A 20,376-nucleotide genomic window follows, 5' to 3' on the forward strand; every position below is an offset into this window, starting at 1 on the left:
GACGCCGGAGGAAGCGGCGCGCGCCGTCCGGCTCTTCGATCAGGGGCTGCGCAGCGGGCGTGGGGTCCACCGCAGGATGGCCGAGGGCGCGTTGCACGGCGCCGAGACGCTCTCGACCGACCGGCACCAGGTCCTCTCCGAGTTCGTCCAGAACTCCGACGACGCGGGAGCCGGACACTGCGCGTCCTGTTGCGGTCCGACGACATGCTGGTCGCCCACGACGGGGACGGGCTGCGGCTGGCCGATGTGCTCCCGCTCGGCATGCCCTGGCTCACCGACAAGGCGGCCGATGCCGCGGCCACGGGCCGGTTCGGCATCGGACTGTCCACGCTGAGGGCCCTCTCGACCGTGTGGGAAGTGCACTGCCACCCCTTCCACGTGCGCTTCTCCGGGACCCAACTCGATCCCGCGCCGGCGCCCGAACTCCCCGACGAGATCTCCGGACCCGAGTGGACCGTCTTCCGTGTCCCGCTGGCCCCGGGAAGCTGACGTCGGCCCAGCTCCTCGCATGGTTCGACGACTGGAACGACGCTTCCCTGCTCTTCCTGCGCCATCTCCGCGCTCTGGAGGTGACGGCCGGCGGGCACAGTACCGGAATGACCCTGGCCTGGGCTGACGTGGCGCGGCATCGGCTGATGGTCCAGGGCGTGGAGCGCGAGGTGGAGGTGCGGCACGCCCGGACGACCGACGGAGCGGTGTGGCGTGTGTACACGACGGAGGTGGAGGCGCGGCCGGAATGGGAACGGAGCCACAAGGCACTGGGTTCGGTCGTGCCCGTGGGCGTCGCGCTCCCCCAAGCCGCCGTAGGCGACGTCCTGGAGAGGGTGGATCCCACGACGTGGCACCTGGTTCCGCTTCCCCGCCCGGCGGGCCCCGCACCGGCGCAACCGCTCCAGGACCGGATCTGCGCCGAACTGCTCGCGCGCGCCCGGCGGTCCCTCGCCGCCCAGCTGGCCCTGCCGGTCGCGGAGGGCGGTCCCGCGGTCCCCCGGGACAGTGACGGCCGCTGGCGGAACGTCCTCGCGGACTGGCGTGCGGCGGGCGCCGCGTCCCTGCGCGCGGAGGTGCGCGTCATGGACGCCCTCGCCTTGTTCTCCGACGACGCGTGGCAGGTCGTGACGCGGTTCGTACGGCTTGCCGCGGTCGCCCTCGAGGCGGGCCACAAGTACGTGCTGGCCAGCCGGACGTGCCTGGTCACCGCCGACAGGCGCCGCCTTCGGCCGCAGGCCGCGGGGTACGCGTTCGCGGACCCGTCCGGCGGGGCCGGAGGCCCCCTGGACGTGCTGGGCGCCGTGCTGGATCTGCAGCCCGCCTACGCGGAGGACACCGTCTGGGCGAAGACCGTCACCGCCTGGCTGCGTCGGCGGGGCGGTCCGGTGCGCCGCGACGACACGGCCGCCGTCCTGCGGATCGTCTCCTGGCTGGGAGAAGCCGGGAGACGGCTTGCCGACGGCGACGAGGCAACGGAGGCCGCCCGGCTCGTCGCCCTGCAGCAGGCGCTCGGTGAGCTGCCCAAGAAGCAGAGCGACCAGCTCGGTCCGGGTATCGGACAGGCCGTTCGTGCGGCCCGGCGCCGCCCAGGCCATTCGACAGGGCCCCGGAATCGGGGTCCTGACGGTGAAGGCGCGAAAACCCCCACGGTGGCAGCGGAAGCTGCAGGCAGTTGAGTGACACGTCGGGGAGAACGTTAGTTCCCCGGTCCTGCTGCCAACAGTGAGGGAGACGAGTAGAGATTTCCAGGAGGTGCGCCATGGCAGGTATGGCGGACGACGAACACGCGTTGGTGGTTTCCGACGCGCAGGGAAACTACTACTACCTGAGGCCCGAGATCCTCCACGCCTGCAAGGTGCCGGACGCGGCGATCGAGGCCGTTAGGGAAGCGGCTGCGGCCGGCCGGAGCCCGCGGTCAACGAAGGCGACCCGTGCCGAGGTGGTCGGATCGCTCCGGGTCGAGACGCCGCTGGAGGAGCTCAACCCAGAGGTGGCCGGGTCATTGAATACGGGGCGCACCACGATGTGCCCTTGGTAGTGGACCGTGCCGCGTGCGGTCGGCAGCGCTGGCCCTCCGCCAGGGGCCCGAAACGAGGCTTGTGGCCGAGGAGTTTAGTAGACGAGTGAAACTCCCGTGGATGGCCGCGGAGGCGAGGCAGTCGAGTGATACGTCCGGGAACACGTTAGTTTCCCCCTTGCTGCTGTCAACAGTGAGGGAAACGAACGCCGATTTCGAAGAGGTACACCATGGCAGGTAAGTCGGACGACGAACACGCGCTGGTGGTTTCCGACGCGCAGGGAAACTACTACTACCTGAGGCCCGAGATCCTCCACGCCTGCAAGGTGCCGGACGCGGCGATCGAGGCCGTTAGGGAAGCGGCTGCGGCCGGCCGGAGCCCGCGGTCAACGAAGGCGACCCGCGCCGAGGTGGTCGGATCGCTCCAGGTCCAGGTGCCGTTGGACGAGTCCAACCCGGAGTTGGCCCAGGCGCTGAAGGCTTCCACAGCGGTGAACACCGTCATGTGCCCTTGGTAGGGGAGCCGTGTCGCTGATGGTCGGTGGCCAAGGGCAGTCAGCCGGGAGGGGCGTCCATGGATAACCTGCTGGTGAGCCGTAAGAAGGTGCTTCTGCGGCTTCTTGCACGGCGGGAGGCGCAACGGTTGGGCATCGCTCCCACCTCTGCTGAGACCCAGGCGACGCTCGACGGTTTCCGCAGGGAGTTCGGTTTGCTCAGTGCCGACGAGATGGCGGACTGGCTTGAGTCGCAGCGGCTGACCACGGAATCCCTCGGACACGCCATGTACGACTTCACCCTAATTCGGAAGCTGGAGGAGTTGTACGGCCAGGAAATCGACCTTGAAGTGGCGGACCACGTAAAGGTCAACTCGGCCCGGCCGACAAACGGTGGACCCCCGGAATTTCGCACGTCCGGCTGGCTACAGGTGAACGTGGGGCTGTCACGAGACGGCCGGACAGCCGGGGAAAGCGCCCGGCAGCTGTTCGCCCGGCTCTCTCCCGCGCTCGCGGGATGGCGCGAGAGCGGGGCTCTGGAGTTGTTCTTCTTCATGCGTAAGACGCCGGATGTGCGGCTACGCTTGTTCGGTTGCGCAGTGGAGTCGACTGTGCTCCCGGCCCTTGACGAGCTCCTGTCCCAACTCGTAAAGGAAGGCTTCGTCACCCGGTTCTTCGAAAGCGTTTACGAACCTGAGATCTCCCTCTTCGGCGGCCGTGCGGCGATGAGCCAGGTCCACGCCCATTTCGACGCAGACACCACGACATGGACGGCCTTCAGCCAACTCGTCGCTGATGGCGTGCAATCACTCTCGGCCGAGACGCTCATGACGGCAGCACTGAACGACCTTTTCCTGCGTACCCTGTCCTGCCCCGCCGAGGTTTGGGACGTCTGGTGCCGACTCGCGGAGCTGTACCCGGCTACGGACCCGCACCCGGCACCCGAGGAGCCGACGGCCCGACCGGACCTCATCGAGTCGCTCCTTTCGCGGGCCTCCGCATGGGAGAGCACAATCCTGCGCGACCGCGTGCGGACCAACCAGGAACTGGCCGACGGACTGCGCGAAGTCTGGAGCCGTGGCGAACTGCAGGGCGGGCTCCGGTCCTTGCTGGGGACCATCGCGGTGTTCGACCTCAACCGGCACGGGCTGAGCGGTTTCCTGCCAACCATGGCCGACGGCATGCGGCAAGGCTGGGACCCCCGGCGCCTCCACACCCCCATCGGGACCGCCTGACATGGAAGACGGCCGCATGCGGCACGTGGACCTGGGTCCGGTGATCGCCCGTGTAGCTGGCTGGCCGATCGAGACCGTCGCTGAGTTGCACTCGGCGTCTTTGACGGTGCGCGTGGACCAATGGCTTCAGGCCGAGCAGTCCGTTCGCGCCCAGACCGCGGCCCTTTCCGAGGCCCTCTACGCCGTCGTTCCGACGATCTCGGACGCGGCGACGCGTGCCGACGTGCTGTTGCTCCGGCGTCACGTGCACAACTCCATGTCCCCCCTGCCTGACCGTCTGGTCACGGCCGTGACCTCGGCCGTGACAGGCCGACCGGCAGCAGAGCTGATCTGGCGGGAGAGCCGGGCACGGACCGCCCTCGCAGCCGGGTGGCGGGACCTAGAGACGGCCTACATGTCGTCGCTGGCTGCCGAGCAGGCGGAGCTCTATCGGATCGCCGAGCAGCCGACCTTCAGGAAGGCGCTGTTCATCGCGAGCCCTGCGGCGTTCGACGCAGTGGTGCGAGGGGAACAGAACGCCGGCAAGCCGAACCGGAAGTTGGTTGCCACCCTGCACTCCTATGTCATGCGCTCCGTCGGCCGCGCCACGCCCAACGGGCTATGGGCCGGCGTGGCCGCCGGGTCCTCCTGCCATCCGACGGAGGCCGCAACGCCACCCGTTCACGTGACACCGGGCACCGCCCGGGCTCTGTTCACGGTGGACCTGAGTCCCTTCGGCCGGGCTCTGCGGGCGCTGGCGTGCCAGAAGCCGTGGGCAACGATGCCTCTCCGACTGCATCCGAAGCTTATGTGGGGGGCTGCTGCAGCGCGGGACGTCCGCGATCGCCTCGGACGGGAACACGATCGGTCGCACATCGTCGACGAGACCCTCGTGACTCAGCTGGGGACTCTGTTCGACGCATCGCCCACCCGGCTGACGGAGGAAGTGCGCGACCACCTCCACGCCTGCAACAATGGCTGGCTCATCGAGCAGGCGGAGGACGCTGTAAACCGTCTGCTGCAAACCGGTCTCCTGTGCACCGCCGTCGAGTTCCCCAGCACCTATGGTGACGTCTGGGCCGCTCTCGACGGTCTGCTGAGCCAGGTACCCACAGCCGAACGACCGCATTGGGCGCGTGCAGTGCGCAGACTCAAGTCGCTCTGTGCCGGGCTCACCGGCGACTGTGACGCGATTACCCCCGACGAGCTCCAGACGGCCGCTGCAGCTGGCCGGGACTGCGTTAACGCTCTCTTGCGGCGCTACGGGGCCCCGCCCGTACCCGAAGACACCCACGTGCTGGTCGTCGACATGCATGCTCCGTTCCAGTTCTCCCTCTCGCCTGAACTGCAAACCCAAATAGGGCGATCGCTGCGCAGCTACTGGGACTTCGACTGGTACGGCATGGGAGAGCTCGGCGCCGCCATCGATCGGCGACGCTTCTTCGGGCCCTTTCGCCCCCACGAGGAAGTACCGCTGCAGGACTTCGTCCGGCGCCTAGAGGGACACCGCGCCGACCCCGCAGACCAGCGTCGGCACGCCGGTCCCGGCCCGCGTACCTCGGCCCGCGCTGGCGTCACCGCCGCTTGCTGGGAGGATGTGCTGCGTGCGACGGGCAACAGGACGCTCCAGTCGAAAGTGCAGTCAGGGTTCCAGCGGTGGTACGGCGAACTGAGTGGCGTGCATGACGACGAACGGTATCGGCTGCAGTGGCGCTCGGAAGGCCGTCCGACCACACCGCTGCCGCCCGGGTCCGGGCTGCTGCGGTTGGGGCGAGACGGGCAAGGCTGCGAGATCCGCATCGGTGCCGTGGTGCCCGACCCCTTCCTATTCTCCTCCCGCTTCGCGCCACTGCTCACGGGCGGGACCGACCGACGGGATCCCTGCACCGCATGGTGGCACCGGTCCCTGCACGGCCTCGGGCCGCTGTCACGACGACTGCGCTTCGTCGACCTGCCGGTCCGAGGCGCGACCAACCCGAACGCAGCCAGTCGACCAGACGTGTCCCATCGGTTGATCGACCCCCTCGACCCGGCCGACAGGGTGGCATCGAACGTTCTCATCAGCGTCGACGACGCGGGTTTGCCGAGCCTCCGACTCGTCGGCTGCCGCAGCCTGTTCATGCCCCTGCTGCGGTCCGCCGTGCTACTGGACGGTGCGGATCCGTTGACCAAGTGCCTGCAGGACATGTCGGCCCTCCAGGGGCGGCCGAGCCTAATGGCCCCCCTCCCGAGGTTCGCCGCCGAGACGGAGCGCTGGCACCACCTCCCCCGGCTGTACCTGGACGAGTCCACCGTCGTCAGCGCGCGTCGCTGGACGCCGACGACCGACACCGTCGCAGAACTGGCCCGCCGTTCCGGCCTCGACGCCTTCATCGCCTGGCGGCGCTTCGTGCGCCACGCCCGCCTGCCCCGGTACGTCTATGCGCGGTACGGGCCCCGCTGCACCGAAACACTGCTGTCCACCGACAGCGTCCTGGCCGTCGAGCAGCTGTGCCGGGTGCTGGCCGCGCACGGCGGCACGGCACTGTTCCAAGAGGCCTTTCCCCATCCGAGCGAGTCCTGGTTTCGGGACGCGGCGGGGCGGCACTACGTCGGCGAATTCGCTGTCGCCTGGCAGGGAGACACCATGTACTGGCGGCAGCGCCTGGACGAAACCGGCCACGGCGCGACCCATCTTCGATACGCAGGTGAGGAACGGAAATGAAAGCGACACTCATCTTTCCGCCCGCGACGGATCCGCGCGGCCCTCACCTCGCTCTGCCCTGCCTGGCCGCCTCGCTGCGCCGTGCCGGCGTGGAAACGGAGCTGCTGGACCTTGATATCAGTGGCATGCTGGCCGTCCTGCGGCCCGATCATCTCAAGGAGGCGGGCGCCCGACTGCGTGCCGGAGCCGTGCCTCCGTCGACCCGTGGGCGCGACGACCTCAGACGCATCACCGAACTGTCGGAGATACTGCCCGAGCGTATGGACGACGCCCTGGCCGTCCTCCGGGACCGGGAGAGGTTCTACGACCCCAACACGTTCAACAGCGCACGTGAGACCGTCTGTAATGGTCTCGACCTGGTGTCGGCGGCCTGCCGGTCCGGTGTGCGCTACAACATCGCGCCGATCGTCTATGACGTCAAAGGAGTCGACGTCCAGTCGCTGTCCGACCTTATCCGGGCAACGTCGGACGACGCCGGCGGTCTGTTCGACGACTACTGGGACACCCACGTGTTCCCGAGGCTCGATGCCCGCGGGCCAGAACTGATCGGCATCACGATCACCAATCGGCAGCAGATCCTTCCCGGACTGCGAATGGCACGCAAGCTGAGACGGCGCGGGCACTTCGTGGTGCTCGGCGGAACCGTCTACACCAAGTTTACCGAACAGCTGTGCAGGCTACCGGATTTCTTCGACCACTTCGCTGACGGAGTCGTCGCGTACGAGGGCGACACCGCGCTGGTGGAGCTCGTTCACCAGCTCAACGGGCCGCGCGACTTCACAAAGGTCCCCAACTACCTGTACGCGCACAACGGCGTGGTGCACATGACACGTGCCCACGTCGAGAACGTGGCCGCCTTGCCGACACCCGATTTCGAGGGCCTTCCGCTGCGGCAGTACCTGACCCCGGAGCCGGTCCTGCCGTTCTTCTACGGCAAGGGCTGTTACTTCAATCGATGCAAGTTCTGCGACATCCCCTACATCAACAACATCTCCAAGAAGGCGTATCGGGTCCGCCCGCCGGAACTCGTCGCCGAAGACCTGGTGCGCCTGCACGACCGTTTCGGAACACGGCACTTCGTCTTCACCGACGAGGCCCTGGCCCCGAGGCTCCTGGAGGGCCTGGCCGACGCACTCGAACCCCATAGGCAGCGAGAACTGCGGTTCGTCGGTTACGCCAGACTGGAGCCCGCCTTTACTCCTGAACTCTGCCAGAAACTGGCAGGGATGGGCATGAGCAAGATGTTCTTCGGTCTTGAGTCTGGGACTCAGGAGACCATCGACCACATGGACAAACGCATCAAAATCGATAAAGTCCCCGAGGTGCTCAAAAATTGCCGGGATGCCGGAATCCTTTTCCACCTTTTCTCGATCGTGGGCTTTCCAGAGGAGACCGAAGAGAGCGCGCGTGGAACCTACCGGTTCTTCGCGCAGAACGCCTCCGTGATCGATCATCCGGGCAACAGCTTCGACATCCACTCGTTCGGTCTGGACCTGAGGACGCGATACGCCGAGGAAGCCGACGCTCTCGGTGTACTCGTGCCTCCGGAAGCACTGACCAAAGAGTTCGTGATCGGCGTGGAGGAATGGACGAACAGCCGCGGTTTGAGCCGCGAGCGGGTCGAAGCGTTGCTGAGTGAGTTCCACCTGCTGCTGCGCAGTACCTACCGCAACTTCCACGCGTCCGCGCAGCAACTCTGGCCGGGCTTCGAGGAATTCGCGGTCCTGTACGCCGATCGCTACCGGGGGTCGGAGTTCCTTCATCGGACGTCACTGCCACCGCCCGACGACCATCGGGGCTACCGCCTGCGGTGGAACCCGTCATCACTGGTGGAGCACGTGAACGGGAACATGGTCATCATTAGCTCGCGGTACGGCCACGCGGTGCTGGAACGCAGCGCTTATGAACTGCTCGAGGGGGTCGAGTGGCAGTCGGGCGTAGACATCTTGGCCGAGAGCGGCGGTGGCGGTCATCAGACCCCGGTCACCGCGTTCCTGACCCGGCAGAGGATCGGGGAGCTGATCGAGAAGGCTCTGCTGCAGCTCGTGCCGCTGCAGGCAGGGCGAGACCCGCAAGGAGCTCCGTCGTGATCGTTCCGAGGCTCGCTGCCGAGACCCGTCTGTCAGTGGAGTACCGCGACGACACGCCGTTCGGGGCGCCGATGTCGCCGAAACTCGAAACCAACCTCCGCAGCGTGTACCGCACGGTCTTGCAGGCAGGCGAGCGGGACGGTCCGGTCGACGTCGTGCGACGGGCGCCGACGTTGCTGCAGGAGGTACGGGCGCAAGAAGGCTACCTACGCCTCCTCGACGGGCCCACGCTCAGGCACCAGGTGCTCTATCCGGACACCGATCTGGTGAAACCTTCCGCGCTGACCTTCAGCAAGGGACAGGCACACCCCGAGCTCAGGCTCGAGTTCCATCCCGAACTCCTGCCCGTGCTCCATGACATCGTCGCGGCCTTGTCCGGCGACGGAGGCGGCCTTCTGGAGCCCATGCCCGTGGGCATCAAGAGCGTCTACGACACCGTGCTGAGGGAACTCGAACAGCGCGACATGCTGGTGCGGGTGCCCGAGCATGAGGAGGTCGACCGGACTGTCCGCCGCCAGGGCGATGCGACGTTCGTCGGACACAACACGGTGGTGGTGCGGTCGGACACCACCCAGGTCGTCATCGATCCCTGGTTCCTGCCGACGGCCGTACACTACCCGGTCGACTACCAACCGGTATCGCGCCAGGAGATCGGCCCAGTCGACGCGATTCTGATCACGCATTCCCACCCGGACCACTTCGACCTCGGCAGCCTGCTCCAGTTCGGTTCCCACGTGAAGGTCTTCGTCCCGTACGTCGAGCGAGAGTCGCTGCTTAGCATCGACATGGCGCTTCGCCTGCGGCAACTGGGTTTCCAAGACGTACGGCGGATGCGCTGGTGGCAACGGGAACGGGTCGGCGACATTGAAATCGCAGCGCTGCCCTTCTATGGTGAACAGCCGACCACGAGCGAACAGCTATGCCCGGAGGTCACGAACGCCGGCAACGTCTACCTATGCCGGACCGCGCGCTTCTCGTGCGCCGTCCTCGCCGACTCCGGAAGGGACCGCCGAGGAGACGTGCGGGAGGTAGCACGCGAGGCGCACCGGCGCTGGGGGCCGATCGACGTCCTCTTCGCCGGGTACCGGGGATGGTCGCTGTACCCGGTCCAGTACCTCAGCTCTTCCGTACGGCGCTATCTGCTGTTCGTACCGCCGGACCAGTACGGTGTCCGGCAGACGATCATGAACTCCGCGGCCGAGGCCGTGGACACAGCCGAGAACTGGCACGCTGGTTATCTGGTGCCCTACGCCGACGGAGGGGCGCCGTGGTATTGGGAGGCCGGCCTGGGACCCGCGCTCGATGCAGACGGCCGGGAGCTCCAGGGGTGCGTCTACTTCGATCCGTTCCCTGAACGGTGCCTGGAAGAGCTGCGGGTGCGCTCAGCGCCGAGCCCCGACACGATCGTCGGCTCGCCCGTCGCGCCACTTCTGCTGAGACCGGGGCAGTCCGTGCACCTGCGCGACGGCATGGCCGGCGTCGTCGAAAGTGCGCGCCATCGGTGGCCCTGGGGCACCGTCCTTCTGGCACGACCGGGACAGCCCGACCCGCTGAAGGCTTCCGTGCCGATCTCGTGAAGGCGTATCTCCATGCAGCGACAACACAGGCACAGCACCCGCACGGGAGCCGACACGCCACTCGCGCTCGCCATCGAGCGGGGCGTCCGTTTCTTGCTCACGGCCCGGTCCCCCGACGGTGCCTGGCGCGATTTCCAACTCCAGCCCGGTGTGTCGGACAGCTGGGTCACCGCCTATGTCACCTCGTGCCTACTGCACGCCCTGCCCAGCACGACCGATGCAGCCGTGTCGCAATCCACCCTCGGCCGGTCACGGGACTGGCTGCGCCGGGCCGTCCAAGCGGACGGCGGATGGGCGTACAACGACCGCTGCCCCGTCGACAGCGATTCGACCGCGCACGCCGTGCTGTCACTCAGCGAGTGCGGGGACCCCGTGCCCGATGTCTGCTACGAACGGCTCCTCACCTTCCAGAAGCCCGACGGCGGGTTCGCCACCTTTGACCCGCGCACCCGCCACGACGCGTGGGGCATCAGCCATCCCGACGTGACCCCCGTGGTCCTCCGGGCGCTGCTGACCCGGCTGCCCCTGCCGGACCCCCGGATCCAGCGGGGGCTCCGGTACGTGGTGTCGCAACTCCAGCCGAGCGGACTGTGGCACTCATATTGGTGGACCACAGCCCTCTACAGCACCAGCGTGAACGTGCGGCTCCTGGAACAGACCGGCACTGCGTACGATAGGGAAAGGGTCGTGGCCGCGGTCCGGGCCCTGACCGCGCAGGATGATCCGTTCAGGTCGGCTCTGGTGGGCAACATCGTCTCCCACGTCTGCTCGGACAGCTCCCCGGCCGGGCTGATCAGCGATGCCCTGATGCGGTCACAGCACGCGGACGGCAGTTGGCGCGCCCTCACGCCGACGCTGAGGGTGACGTACGCCCGCTGCACGGAGCCGTGGGCCGCGGACGGATACGTCGGCTGCTCGACCGTCGACCACCGTCATCTCTTCACGACCGCCACGGTGCTGCGGTTCCTCGCCAGCCTCCGGCGGTGGTGACGGCCGGAGACCGGGAGAGATCGCCTTGGTCATCGCAGGAGTGAGTGTGAGAGGAACGCGCCATGTCGAGTGACACCGAGCCGTCGGCATCTGAGAGGTCCCGCGGCGAGGGCCAGTCAGTCGAGGAGGCACAGAACGGCTGCGACCTGCTCCGTCCCGAGAGCGTTGAGGCGCCCCCACTGCTCTCGCCCTCCCGTCCCCTGGCATCAGGCACCGTCTACGAATTCGGGTCCGTTCAACTGCGGCGACTGTGCGACGCCACCGGTCTCGACGAGCGGGCGGACCAGATCCTCGCGCTCTTCCGGGATCTGGTGAACCTGTGCGACGACCGCGACATCGGGTTGCCTCCGCGGTGGTCCGCCGTGGGCGCCGACTGCACGCCGTACGAGTTCTCGCTGGAGATCCAACCGGACCGGCTGGGCCTACGCTTCCTAGTCGAAGCCCAGGCCGACCCGGCATCGCCGCAGACCTACTGGTCCGCCGCAGACAGGCTGAACGCGTGGCTCGCCGAGAACTGCGGGGTTGACCTCGGCCCGCTCCGCCTCGTCGAGAACCTGTTCGCCCCGGTCGACGACGCCTTGCACGCGGCCACGGCGCACGCCGTCGGATTCGATGTCGACAGCCCGCCGCTGTTCAAGCTCTACCTCAACCCCCTGGCTCGGGGCCGGACACGCGCCGCGACGACGGTTTCCGAAGCCCTCGGCCGCCTCGGTTTCGACGCCGTGGTGCCGCCCCTACTGGCAATGTGCGGCCCCGAGGACGTGTTCAGCCACTTCTCGCTCGATCTCTTCGCCGGGCCGACAGCGAGAGTGAAGATTTACATCAAGCACTTCAACGCGACGCCGACGGAACTCGACGCCCGATGCGCGGCGGTGGATCCGTCCACACGGGGTGAGTGGGCGGCCTTCGTCGGAGCAGTCCTAGGCGAACAGACTTCCCTGTCGTGGCGCCCGGTCTACAGCGCCTACCACCTGACCGCGGAGGATCCCAACAGGCTGCAGCGCACCGCTCTGCACCTGCCGATCCAGCCGTACATCGACAACGATCTCATTGCCTACCACCGCATCAGGGACTTCCTCGTCCGGAGCGGTTTGCCGACCGAAGCGTACGAACAGTGCCTGAACGCCCTCGCGAGCCGGCCGCTGGAGCGCGAGCAGGGCATCCACAGTCACGTTTCCTACCAGCGGATGCAGGGCAGTCCCCGAGTCGCCGTCTACTTCGGCTCGCGGGCATACCACGACCGCTACGGCTGGCTCTCACTGGACCCGCAACGCCGCTGGCCGGAACTCTGTTGGCCGTCGCCCCTCCGCGCCTGACGGGTAAGGCGTCAGGCCCTAGCCTCGCGCTTTCACGACATGGCCTTCCAAGGCATGATCTCGGCATCCAGATCCGCACCCTCCCCGAGGTCATCGACCACCTCGGCGCCAGCGGAGAGACCGGAATCAATGACGGCACCGGGATCAGGACGTCCGTGCGCCGCTTCGCCCGACCGGGAAGCCGACGCGCTATAGCGGGTGGGCGCTCACCTAGTGACGGGTCGGCCACGTTCGAGTCCTCTCGCCCAGCGAAACACTCCTGCCGACGCTAGGAAGTTTGAGGTCGGACTGCTTCGGGCTGCGTGGCAGAGGTTGTCATGGCGCACCGGCAAGCCGCCTGTGTCAGCACCATGCGCGACCGCCAGCTGGTATGCCTCCACGAACAACCCAAGAGGCTGATGCTGACCGTTTGCTGACCAAACCCCGTCTCCACGCCACTGACTCGCGCAAACGTCCAAATGCTAGATCTTGGACTTGAACATGGTGCGCAGCATGTTGAACTCCTGGAAGACGGCTCCCTGCCTGCTTTGTGCAGGTCAAGGGCGGTCTTCACTGTACACCGGCACGCGTCGGAGTCGATGACTGTGAGGAACGTCGCTCCACTCGGGCAAGCAGGCTCCGGACCTCGGCCGCCGACCTGACTGACGCGGCATCAGGGGCACGAACGCCGGCAGGTCACTTCCCGGCACACAACCGGCGCCGGCAGGTCCGGGCGGCGATCACCGGTGACACCCTGCTGGGCACCAGCCGGGTCCTGTTGACCTGATGTGTACGACGCGTACGGAGCCCCTGCACGAGACGGACGCGGGCGCTCTCCGTCCCAGCGCCCCCACCGCCCGCCTCGCGCCCACCGCCGAACGGGGGCCGCGCCGGCGCTTCGCGCTCGCCGTGGACGGCGCCGAACGCGCCGCACCGTGACCGGTCCACCAGCTCGTCGAGTAACGAGGTGCGGGTCGGGGCCGCCGGGTGGCCGCATCCCGGATCGTTCACGACACGCCGAACAGACGTTCCGCGTTGCGCAGCGCGTGCCCTGCCACCCGCTTGCCGAGGGCGAGGCCGGCCACGTCGGCCGAGCGGGTGTGGATGCCGGAGTAGACGCGGGCGTCCTCGTTGTCCTGGGACAGCTGACTCCAGGCCGTGTAGGTGCGCGTCACTCCGGGGGCGGTGGGGCTGGTCAGCTCGAACGGTGCGGTCCGCGGCCCGGTGAGCTCCGTGAGGATCGTTTCCGCCGCGCCCGCATAGGTGTTGTGGCCGCTGGGGTAGTCGGGGTGGGCCGGCGTGACGTGCAGCGGCGTCCAGTCGGGGTCGGGGTCGATCGTGCCGGCGCGGACGGCCGTGACGGGGCGCCAGCGCAGGTACGCGTACTTGGTGTCGGAGGTGGCGATCTGCGTGTCCACCAGGGCGATGTGGAACAGCGCCACCAGCGCGGCCCGTGCGGGGACGGAGCGTGGCGACCGGGCCAGGGCCACCCTCAGCGGTTCGGTGTACAGCGTCAGTGAGGAGCCCAGCCAGAAGGTGGCGGTCTCGGTCTGCAGCGCTGTGCGCACGGTGCTGTCCACGGCCCCGTACGCCCGCACCTCGGCCAGGTCGGCACGGTAGCGCGCGGAGTCCAGGGCGGGCGGTGCGGGCAGCCGGTACTGGTCGGGGCCGTCCAGCAGGAAGGGTCTCGCGAGCCGGTTGCCGTACTGTGCGGCGGGGGCATAGGCGGGCGGCGTCGGCTGCCACACGCCGGGAGCCGCGGGCGGCACGGTGAAGGGCGCGTTGACCGAGGCCGGGTCGAGACCGTCGCCCTCGCGGGAAGCGAGGGCCAGCCGTGCTTGGCGCGCACCGGCCGCCACACCCTTCGACTTGGCCGACCCGTCCGGGACGCGGTCCAGAGTGGTTCGCAACGCGGCGTCCAGGTCCTGGGCGCGGGACGGGACCAGGGCCAGCAAGGCGTCGTGTACGGCGGACGCCAGGGCCGCGTCCTGGAAGTCCCTCCGGTCGACGCCGGGCGGCACCTCGCGGGTGGCTCGGGCCGCCGCGAGCCAACTGATGGCCCAGGTACGGTTGTTGGTGATCTGGGTGGCGGCGCCGGCGGCCGCGATGGTGGCGGCCGTCAGGTCGTACCAGTCGAGCGCCACGGACGGGCGCGAGGTGCGTTCGCCCGCCACGGCAGCCGTGGCGGACGGGACGGTGACGAAGGCGGCCAGCAGGGCGGCCGAGCCCAGCGCCCTCAGGGCGGAGCGGCGGGTGGTGAGCGGGTGCACGGGTACTCCCTCGCGGATGTGCGGTGACTGCTGTTGACCGGGGCGCAGGTGAGGGACAGTCAGTTACACAGCGCGGCGGCGACACGCAGCAGATCAACGGCGCGCCGCCGGGTGAACCGCAGGGAGATCGGCATGCCGGGGACGCTATCCACGCCCCAATCCCCGGTCAACAGAAGGAGATCGCCTCCCTGACATTGCAATCACGGCTTCGCGTCCCCGCCATACGCCCGTTACCGAGTACCTGTCGGGACGAAGTGACGGCTCGTCTCTCGGCATTGACGGGCCGCGACGGCGATGGGTAGCTTTTCAACCGGCATCGAGTGTCAGCGTCAAGCCCTGGCTTGCTGACCGGCAACCCTCCGGCGCGGTGGGGTGCTCCAGGTGAAAGCCCGGCCGGGTCGCCGATCCGGCAAGCGCGTGGCGCCGTGGCAGGGGCCTGGGACAGAGGGGTGAGCGTGTTGTACAGCAGCGTCCCCGGTCCCTCCCTCGTGTGTGCGGCGGCTTTCTCCCGGTTCTCCCGCCGACGCCACATCGATCTGCAGCGCATCACCAGCTGTCTGTGTCATGGCTGACCGCGTCCCGCCGGCTGTCTGAGGACGTTCAGCGCTGTTCGACGCCCGCGGCGCTCTTCTGTCGTGCCCGCCCCGGCCCCACGAGGGCTTTCGTGTTCACCCACCTCCGCCACAGCGACATCCGCGAGCTGCTCGCGGTGGTCCCCGCGGCCGCCATGCCACGGCCGCATCCCCGCCGATGCAAGCAAGGGAGCCCGCATGACCGTTCACGACACCACCGCAGACCTGTCCGCCTTCACCCGCGACTGGCAGGAATGGCACACGAGGCAGGAAGCTGGACTCGCCGCCCCGCACGGGTTCCTCGCGATCACCGGGCTGCACTGGCTGGGTGAGGAGCCGCAGCGTCTCCCGGACGCTCCGGGCGCCTGGTCGACCGGGGCAGACGGGGTCGTCGTCATCCTCGACGACGGTGAGGAACTGGTCGTGGACGGCGCCCCCGTCCGCGGCGAGCACCGCTTCGGGGTGCTCCCGGAGCGCGGCGGAGTCAACGCGGTCTGGGGCGACGCCGTGATCGAGGTGGCCAAGCGCGGCGGACACGACATCGTCCGTCCCCGGCACCCGGACAACCCCTTGCGCACCGCCTTCACCGGCACGCCCGCCTATGCCCCGCATCCCCGCTGGACGGTGACCGGCCGCTACACGGCCTTCGACGAGCCACGACCGACGACCGTGGGCGCGGCGGTCGAGGGCCTCGAGCACGTGTACGACGCGCCGGGCCGGGTCGAGTTCGAACTGGACGGGCGGTCCCACGCCCTCACCGCGTTCCCCGGACACAGCCCGGGGAGTCTGCTGGTGCTGTTCACCGACGCGACGTCCGGGGTGACCACCTACGCCGCCAACCGGGCCCTCGCCTCGCCCCCGCCCGCCGCCGACGGCACGGTCGTCCTGGACTTCAACCGGGCGGCGAACCTGCCGTGCGCCTACACCGATCTGGCCACCTGCCCGCTGCCGCCGGCAGAGAACCGGCTGCCCGTGGCGATCGAGGCCGGGGAGAAGATCCCCCGTGAGCGGGGCGGCTCCTGAACACCTTGCGCCACCGAGGGGACCACGACGTAGAGGGCGGACACCGCATGAGCACACCCACGATCAGCTCGCTGGCCTTTCTCACCCCGGGCAACTTCGCCGATGACGACCCGTACACCGGCCTGGAGGAAACCCTGCGGCTGTTCGAGTACGGCGAACGGCTCGGCTTCGACGGTGCCTGGATCCGGCAACGCCATCTCGAACACGGTGTCGGCTCGGCCGCGGTGTTCCTCGCCGCCGCCGGCCAGCGCACCGAGCGGGTCGAACTGGGGACCGCGGTCATCCCGATCGGGTACGAGAACCCGTTCCGCCTCGCCGAGGACCTGGCGCTCGCCGACGTACTGTCCCGCGGCCGCCTGCAGGCCGGCTTCAGCACCGGCATGCCGCACGCCGAACTCCTCGGTGACCTGGTCCACGACGGGGACTGGCACAGCTTCGACCTGTCGTACGGCAGGATCGCCCGTGTCATCGACCACCTGCGCGGCGACTATCTCGGCGACCCCGACACGGTCATCCGGTCGCCGGGCAACACCCAGCGGCCGCGCCTGCAGCCGCACGCCCCCGGCCTGGTGGACCGGGTCTGGTACGGCGGGGGAAGTCTGCGCTCGATCCGCTGGGCCGCCGAGCACGGCCTGAACCTGCTCAGCGGCAACATCGTGACGGGTGAGGGCACCGACGACTTCACCACGGCCCAGCTCGCCCTGCTCTCCGAACACCGGCGGTTGATCACCGGCGACCGCTCTCCACGGGTGGCGTTGGGACGGGTGATCGTGCCGTTCGACAGCGCGGACGCGACGACCCGGGCCCGCTACCGTGAGTACGCGGCCAGTCGGCACGCACGCACCCTGGCGCCGCAGGGCCCGAAGCGCACCCTGTTCGCCCCGGACGTGGTGGGAACCTCGGACCAGATCCTGGAGCAGCTGACCGCTGACCCCGTGGTCGCGGCCGTCTCGGAGCTGCGCCTGGAGCTGCCCTACGAGTTCGAACGGGCCGACTACGAGCAGATCCTGCACGACGTACGGCACTCGATCGCGCCCGAGCTGGGCTGGCGGCCCGCCTCCGCGCTGCTGCACGAGGCGGGCCGATGAGCCCCGGTCCGCGGGAGCCGCCGTGAGGCATGGGATCCACACCCGGGAGCCGTTTCGCCGACGGCCACCGCTTCCGCCGATGCCGGGGCGTACGAGGTGCCGGTGTGCTGGGCGGCTGCCGGGGCAGTGCTGGACCGTGCTCCATGCGTCCCGACGAACGACACTGGGGTGCCACCTCTTCGGCCGCAGAGCGATCAGGTCGCTGCGGAAGCCTGCCTGCCCGACGCCCTCGGCATCGACCGCTGGGCCCTGATGGCCGGCCGCACCATGGACGGCATGCACGGAAACTGGTGCAGCGCTTGGACGCCGGCAGCTGTGCGGTGCCGGCGGACGCCATGAACACCCACCACACGGGCCGCGGTCGCGGCGGTACGCGTCGACGCTCGTGCCTTTGACGCGCGCGTCAGGGATTAGCGTCTGGGCGCCGACAGCCGGAGCGGTCCGGCCGGCACGGCCCACGCTCACCCTCGAATCCGTTCAGGAGCCCCGACATGGCCGCTGTCCTGCCTTCCACGACCCGCGAGATCCTGCTGGCCGACCTGCCCGGCGGGCTGCCGGGGCCCGAGCACCTCACGATCACGGGGAAGCCGGTCCCCGTTCCCGGTCCGGGACAAGTCGTCGTCCGGAACCGGTACTTCCTCGTGTTCCGGGGCTGCGCGCGCCCGGCGCCCCCGGTCGGGCTGTCCGAGGCAGGCACTGCGCCGGCGCCTGCCGACGACGAGTCCCGCGTCGGCGGCCGGAGGTGCTGACCGGCAATGGCAGTGCGGCGGCGCCATCGACCCGCGTCAGCCGCCATGGGGCCCGTCCGCGGGCGAGACCGCCGGCTACGCCCCGCCCGCGACCCGCGCATGGACATGCGCAGGCCGCGGGCCACGGCACCGGACGCGCGAGTGGGCGGCGCGCAGAGTGCCGGTGAGGCGGCCGGAGGGCGGAACCGGCCGGCTCAGCCGCCGCTCTTACGCCTGAACGATCGCTGGTTCGCAGCCGGTCCGTGCGCTGCACGCACCTTGGACGCATCCGGGTTGGCGGCGACGTCGGCCGCGTCCGCCTGCGCACCGCGCTTGCGCGCCAGGGCTTCACGGAACTTGCGCTTGAGGTCGTAGTTGCCGTCGCTGTCCGGCGACAGGGGGGACGTCTCGGGGACTGCCGGCTCCGAACCTTCCGTGATGACGGGCTCTTCAGTCATGGTGACCTCCTGGGTTCGGGGGTGGGCCAGCACAGCTTGTCATGCCGGGCGGGGTGCGGGACGCCGGCACCGTCGTCCAGCTCCGTTTTGGCGGGTTTCCCTGTCGCGGCCGAGGGCGTTCGTTTCGTGGAGGGCACACAGGACGGGCTCAGGCCCGGGCCGGGAGCTGTCGATCCCGCGGCCGGGAGAGGCGCTGACGGAACACCGGCTCTCAGCCGTTGCGACGTACGAGGGCGGCCTTGCGGGCCTCGGCGAGCTTGCGCGCCTCGCCGGCCTTCCGGGACTTTCCGCCGACACCGCGGGGAGTGCCCTTGCTGGTGCCGAGGCCGCGGAAGGGAGCGTTGCCGTTCTTGGGCCGGGGGACGGCGGGGCCGCCGTCGAGCGGGGTGCCGGAGGGAGCCTTGGCGCCGGTGATCCGGCTCAGTTCCGCCTCGCCCGAGCGCACCTTGGTGACGGTCGGCTCGATGCCGGCTTCGGCCAGCATGCGGCTCGTCTCGCGGCGCTGGCCCGCCAGCACGAGGGTGACCACGCTGCCGGACTCACCCGCGCGGGCGGTGCGGCCGGCCCGGTGCACGTAGTCCTTGGGGTCGGTGGGCGGGTCGACGTTGACGACGAGATCGAGGTCGTCGACGTGCAGGCCACGGGCCGCCACGTTGGTCGCCACTAGCACCGTGATCTGACCGTCCTTGAACTGCGCCAGGGTCCGCGTGCGCTGTGGCTGGGGCTTGCCGCTGTGCAGGGCCCCGGCGTGCACCCCGCTGGCCCGCAGATGGCGGGTGAGCTGGTCGACGGCGTGCTTGGTGTCGAGGAACAGCAGTACGCGGCCGTCGCGGGCGGCGATCTCCGTGGTGACGGCGTAACGGTCAGGACCGTGGACGACCAGAACGTGGTGCTCCATCGTCGAGACCGTGCCCGCGGACGGGTCGACCGAGTGGACGACGGGGTCGTGGAGGTAGCGGCGGACCAACTGATCGACGTCGCGGTCCAGAGTGGCCGAGAACAGCATCCGCTGACCGTCGGGGTGCACCTGGTCGAGCACGTCGACGACCTGCGGCAGGAATCCCAGGTCGCACATCTGGTCGGCCTCGTCCAGCACGGTGATCCGCACCCGTCCCAAGCGGCAGGCGTTGCGCTCGATCAGGTCGTGCAGGCGTCCGGGGGTGGCGACGAGCACCTCGGCTCCCTCGCGCAGCGCGGTGACCTGTCGGCCGATCGACATGCCGCCGACGACCGTGGCCATCCGCAGCCGCAGCGCCTCGGCGTACGGCGCCAGCGCCTGGGTGACCTGCTGGGCCAGCTCCCGCGTGGGCACGAGGATCAGGGCGAGGGGCTGCTTGGGTACCGCGCGCCGCCCGGCCGTACGGGTCAGCAGCGGCAGGCCGAAGGCGAGCGTCTTGCCCGATCCGGTACGTCCACGCCCCAGGACGTCGCGGCCCTCCAGAGCATCGGGCAGTGTGGCGGCCTGGATCGGGAAGGGCTCACGCACCCCGAGCCCGCTCAGTGTCCGCAGCACCTCCGCCGGCAGTTCGAGATCGGCGAAGGAGGGGACCGGCGGATGCGCCGGAGTACCGGTCGCGTGCCGGGCGGGACCGCCGTGAGCGATGCCGGAGTCGTCGGGATGCTTCATGAACAGCCTTCCGCAGGGAAACGTACCGAGGAAGGCCCGGCAGGTTCGCACGGCCCACGCACAAGCGGAACCGAACAAGCAGAATCGCCCACCGCGACGACCACGCAAAAGCATGACCCTAACACATGGCACTCCCATGATCACGAGGGGCGGTCGCCGGTCCGGCACCGGACATCCGCCGCCCCTGGCCGACTGGCCCCCTGACGCAGCCCTGGTCTGCCTGGGACCGGGCGTCGGC

General features: G+C 69.2%; 19 protein-coding genes and 1 riboswitch. Of the genes, 15 read left to right on the forward strand and 4 right to left on the reverse strand.

What is annotated here, in order from left to right; all coding sequences use genetic code 11:
- Nucleotides 1-189: 189 nt before the first annotated feature.
- The 11 genes from ACZ4VF_RS02100 to ACZ4VF_RS02150 all read left to right on the forward strand — a co-directional run bounded on the left by ACZ4VF_RS02100 (nucleotide 190) and on the right by ACZ4VF_RS02150 (nucleotide 13,311).
- Nucleotides 190-489 (forward strand): hypothetical protein, encoded by a 300-nt coding sequence (locus tag ACZ4VF_RS02100; protein ID WP_467922564.1) that lies wholly within the window; start codon nucleotides 190-192, stop codon nucleotides 487-489.
- Nucleotides 490-596: 107 nt separating this feature from the next.
- The gene (locus tag ACZ4VF_RS02105) at nucleotides 597-1,667 is read left to right on the forward strand and encodes a hypothetical protein (protein WP_467922565.1); all 1,071 of its coding nucleotides are present in this window, start codon (nucleotides 597-599) and stop codon (nucleotides 1,665-1,667) included.
- An 83-nt stretch (nucleotides 1,668-1,750) separates the two neighbouring features.
- Entirely contained in the window at nucleotides 1,751-2,029 is a 279-nt protein-coding gene (locus ACZ4VF_RS02110; protein WP_467922566.1) for a hypothetical protein, read from the forward strand.
- 209 nt (nucleotides 2,030-2,238) lie between these two features.
- Nucleotides 2,239-2,526, forward strand: coding sequence for a hypothetical protein (locus tag ACZ4VF_RS02115; RefSeq protein WP_467922568.1), 288 nt, complete (start codon nucleotides 2,239-2,241; stop codon nucleotides 2,524-2,526).
- 56 nt (nucleotides 2,527-2,582) lie between these two features.
- Complete coding sequence (locus tag ACZ4VF_RS02120; protein WP_467922569.1) at nucleotides 2,583-3,737, forward strand: thiopeptide-type bacteriocin biosynthesis protein; 1,155 nt, start codon at nucleotides 2,583-2,585, stop codon at nucleotides 3,735-3,737.
- A gap of 16 nt (nucleotides 3,738-3,753) precedes the next feature.
- Nucleotides 3,754-6,420 (forward strand): lantibiotic dehydratase, encoded by a 2,667-nt coding sequence (locus tag ACZ4VF_RS02125; RefSeq protein ID WP_467922571.1) that lies wholly within the window; start codon nucleotides 3,754-3,756, stop codon nucleotides 6,418-6,420.
- Nucleotides 6,417-8,510 (forward strand): B12-binding domain-containing radical SAM protein, encoded by a 2,094-nt coding sequence (locus ACZ4VF_RS02130; RefSeq protein WP_467922572.1) that lies wholly within the window; start codon nucleotides 6,417-6,419, stop codon nucleotides 8,508-8,510. The genes ACZ4VF_RS02125 and ACZ4VF_RS02130 overlap by 4 nt, the downstream gene beginning before the upstream one ends.
- Nucleotides 8,507-10,087, forward strand: coding sequence for an MBL fold metallo-hydrolase (locus ACZ4VF_RS02135; protein ID WP_467922574.1), 1,581 nt, complete (start codon nucleotides 8,507-8,509; stop codon nucleotides 10,085-10,087). Before ACZ4VF_RS02130 ends, ACZ4VF_RS02135 begins: the two co-directional genes overlap by 4 nt.
- A 12-nt stretch (nucleotides 10,088-10,099) precedes the next feature.
- Entirely contained in the window at nucleotides 10,100-11,077 is a 978-nt protein-coding gene (locus ACZ4VF_RS02140) for a prenyltransferase/squalene oxidase repeat-containing protein (protein ID WP_467922575.1), read from the forward strand.
- Between the two features lie 62 nt (nucleotides 11,078-11,139).
- Nucleotides 11,140-12,393: a tryptophan dimethylallyltransferase family protein gene (locus ACZ4VF_RS02145; protein ID WP_467922577.1), complete on the forward strand. Its 1,254-nt coding sequence runs from the start codon at nucleotides 11,140-11,142 to the stop codon at nucleotides 12,391-12,393.
- A gap of 765 nt (nucleotides 12,394-13,158) precedes the next feature.
- Nucleotides 13,159-13,311: a hypothetical protein gene (locus ACZ4VF_RS02150; protein ID WP_467922579.1), complete on the forward strand. Its 153-nt coding sequence runs from the start codon at nucleotides 13,159-13,161 to the stop codon at nucleotides 13,309-13,311.
- A gap of 68 nt (nucleotides 13,312-13,379) precedes the next feature.
- Here ACZ4VF_RS02150 and ACZ4VF_RS02155 read toward each other — a convergent pair whose 3' ends face one another.
- Nucleotides 13,380-14,642: a vanadium-dependent haloperoxidase gene (locus tag ACZ4VF_RS02155; protein WP_467922580.1), complete on the reverse strand. Its 1,263-nt coding sequence runs from the start codon at nucleotides 14,640-14,642 to the stop codon at nucleotides 13,380-13,382.
- 59 nt (nucleotides 14,643-14,701) lie between these two features.
- On the reverse strand, nucleotides 14,702-14,776 hold the full coding sequence (locus tag ACZ4VF_RS02160; protein ID WP_467923748.1) for a putative leader peptide: 75 nt from the start codon (nucleotides 14,774-14,776) through the stop codon (nucleotides 14,702-14,704).
- 178 nt (nucleotides 14,777-14,954) lie between these two features.
- Nucleotides 14,955-15,064: riboswitch (SAM riboswitch) on the forward strand.
- 66 nt (nucleotides 15,065-15,130) lie between these two features.
- Here ACZ4VF_RS02160 and ACZ4VF_RS02165 point away from each other — a divergent pair.
- The 4 genes from ACZ4VF_RS02165 to ACZ4VF_RS02180 all read left to right on the forward strand — a co-directional run bounded on the left by ACZ4VF_RS02165 (nucleotide 15,131) and on the right by ACZ4VF_RS02180 (nucleotide 18,074).
- Nucleotides 15,131-15,214, forward strand: coding sequence for a putative leader peptide (locus ACZ4VF_RS02165; protein ID WP_467923749.1), 84 nt, complete (start codon nucleotides 15,131-15,133; stop codon nucleotides 15,212-15,214).
- A gap of 198 nt (nucleotides 15,215-15,412) precedes the next feature.
- A complete protein-coding gene (locus ACZ4VF_RS02170; RefSeq protein WP_467922581.1) occupies nucleotides 15,413-16,237 on the forward strand; it encodes a DUF1684 domain-containing protein in 825 nt (274 codons plus the stop codon).
- 47 nt (nucleotides 16,238-16,284) lie between these two features.
- Complete coding sequence (locus ACZ4VF_RS02175; protein WP_467922582.1) at nucleotides 16,285-17,325, forward strand: LLM class flavin-dependent oxidoreductase; 1,041 nt, start codon at nucleotides 16,285-16,287, stop codon at nucleotides 17,323-17,325.
- A gap of 491 nt (nucleotides 17,326-17,816) precedes the next feature.
- Nucleotides 17,817-18,074, forward strand: a complete 258-nt coding sequence (locus ACZ4VF_RS02180; RefSeq protein WP_467922583.1) for a hypothetical protein — start codon at nucleotides 17,817-17,819, stop codon at nucleotides 18,072-18,074.
- Nucleotides 18,075-18,268: 194 nt separating this feature from the next.
- On the opposite strand, the gene ACZ4VF_RS02185 is transcribed toward ACZ4VF_RS02180, so the two are convergent.
- Both ACZ4VF_RS02185 and ACZ4VF_RS02190 read right to left on the reverse strand, forming a co-directional pair.
- Nucleotides 18,269-18,511, reverse strand: coding sequence for a DUF5302 domain-containing protein (locus ACZ4VF_RS02185; RefSeq protein WP_467922584.1), 243 nt, complete (start codon nucleotides 18,509-18,511; stop codon nucleotides 18,269-18,271).
- Between the two features lie 211 nt (nucleotides 18,512-18,722).
- Nucleotides 18,723-20,138: a DEAD/DEAH box helicase gene (locus ACZ4VF_RS02190; RefSeq protein WP_467922586.1), complete on the reverse strand. Its 1,416-nt coding sequence runs from the start codon at nucleotides 20,136-20,138 to the stop codon at nucleotides 18,723-18,725.
- Between the last annotated feature and the right edge of the window lie 238 nt (nucleotides 20,139-20,376).

This window comes from Streptomyces sp. NPDC029151, from assembly GCF_055564315.1.

Bases quoted from the DNA above. Each gene is read 5' to 3' on its own strand.
- ACZ4VF_RS02185 (WP_467922584.1), bottom strand. From the start codon at position 18,511: ATGACTGAAGAGCCCGTCATCACGGAAGGTTCGGAGCCGGCAGTCCCC.
- ACZ4VF_RS02110 (WP_467922566.1), top strand. From the start codon at position 1,751: ATGGCAGGTATGGCGGACGACGAACACGCGTTGGTGGTTTCCGACGCG.
- ACZ4VF_RS02190 (WP_467922586.1), bottom strand. From the start codon at position 20,138: ATGAAGCATCCCGACGACTCCGGCATCGCTCACGGCGGTCCCGCCCGG.
- ACZ4VF_RS02105 (WP_467922565.1), top strand. From the start codon at position 597: ATGACCCTGGCCTGGGCTGACGTGGCGCGGCATCGGCTGATGGTCCAG.
- ACZ4VF_RS02150 (WP_467922579.1), top strand. From the start codon at position 13,159: ATGTGTACGACGCGTACGGAGCCCCTGCACGAGACGGACGCGGGCGCT.
- ACZ4VF_RS02125 (WP_467922571.1), top strand. From the start codon at position 3,754: ATGCGGCACGTGGACCTGGGTCCGGTGATCGCCCGTGTAGCTGGCTGG.
- ACZ4VF_RS02175 (WP_467922582.1), top strand. From the start codon at position 16,285: ATGAGCACACCCACGATCAGCTCGCTGGCCTTTCTCACCCCGGGCAAC.
- ACZ4VF_RS02180 (WP_467922583.1), top strand. From the start codon at position 17,817: ATGGCCGCTGTCCTGCCTTCCACGACCCGCGAGATCCTGCTGGCCGAC.
- ACZ4VF_RS02130 (WP_467922572.1), top strand. From the start codon at position 6,417: ATGAAAGCGACACTCATCTTTCCGCCCGCGACGGATCCGCGCGGCCCT.
- ACZ4VF_RS02120 (WP_467922569.1), top strand. From the start codon at position 2,583: ATGGATAACCTGCTGGTGAGCCGTAAGAAGGTGCTTCTGCGGCTTCTT.
- ACZ4VF_RS02145 (WP_467922577.1), top strand. From the start codon at position 11,140: ATGTCGAGTGACACCGAGCCGTCGGCATCTGAGAGGTCCCGCGGCGAG.
- ACZ4VF_RS02140 (WP_467922575.1), top strand. From the start codon at position 10,100: ATGCAGCGACAACACAGGCACAGCACCCGCACGGGAGCCGACACGCCA.
- ACZ4VF_RS02170 (WP_467922581.1), top strand. From the start codon at position 15,413: ATGACCGTTCACGACACCACCGCAGACCTGTCCGCCTTCACCCGCGAC.
- ACZ4VF_RS02115 (WP_467922568.1), top strand. From the start codon at position 2,239: ATGGCAGGTAAGTCGGACGACGAACACGCGCTGGTGGTTTCCGACGCG.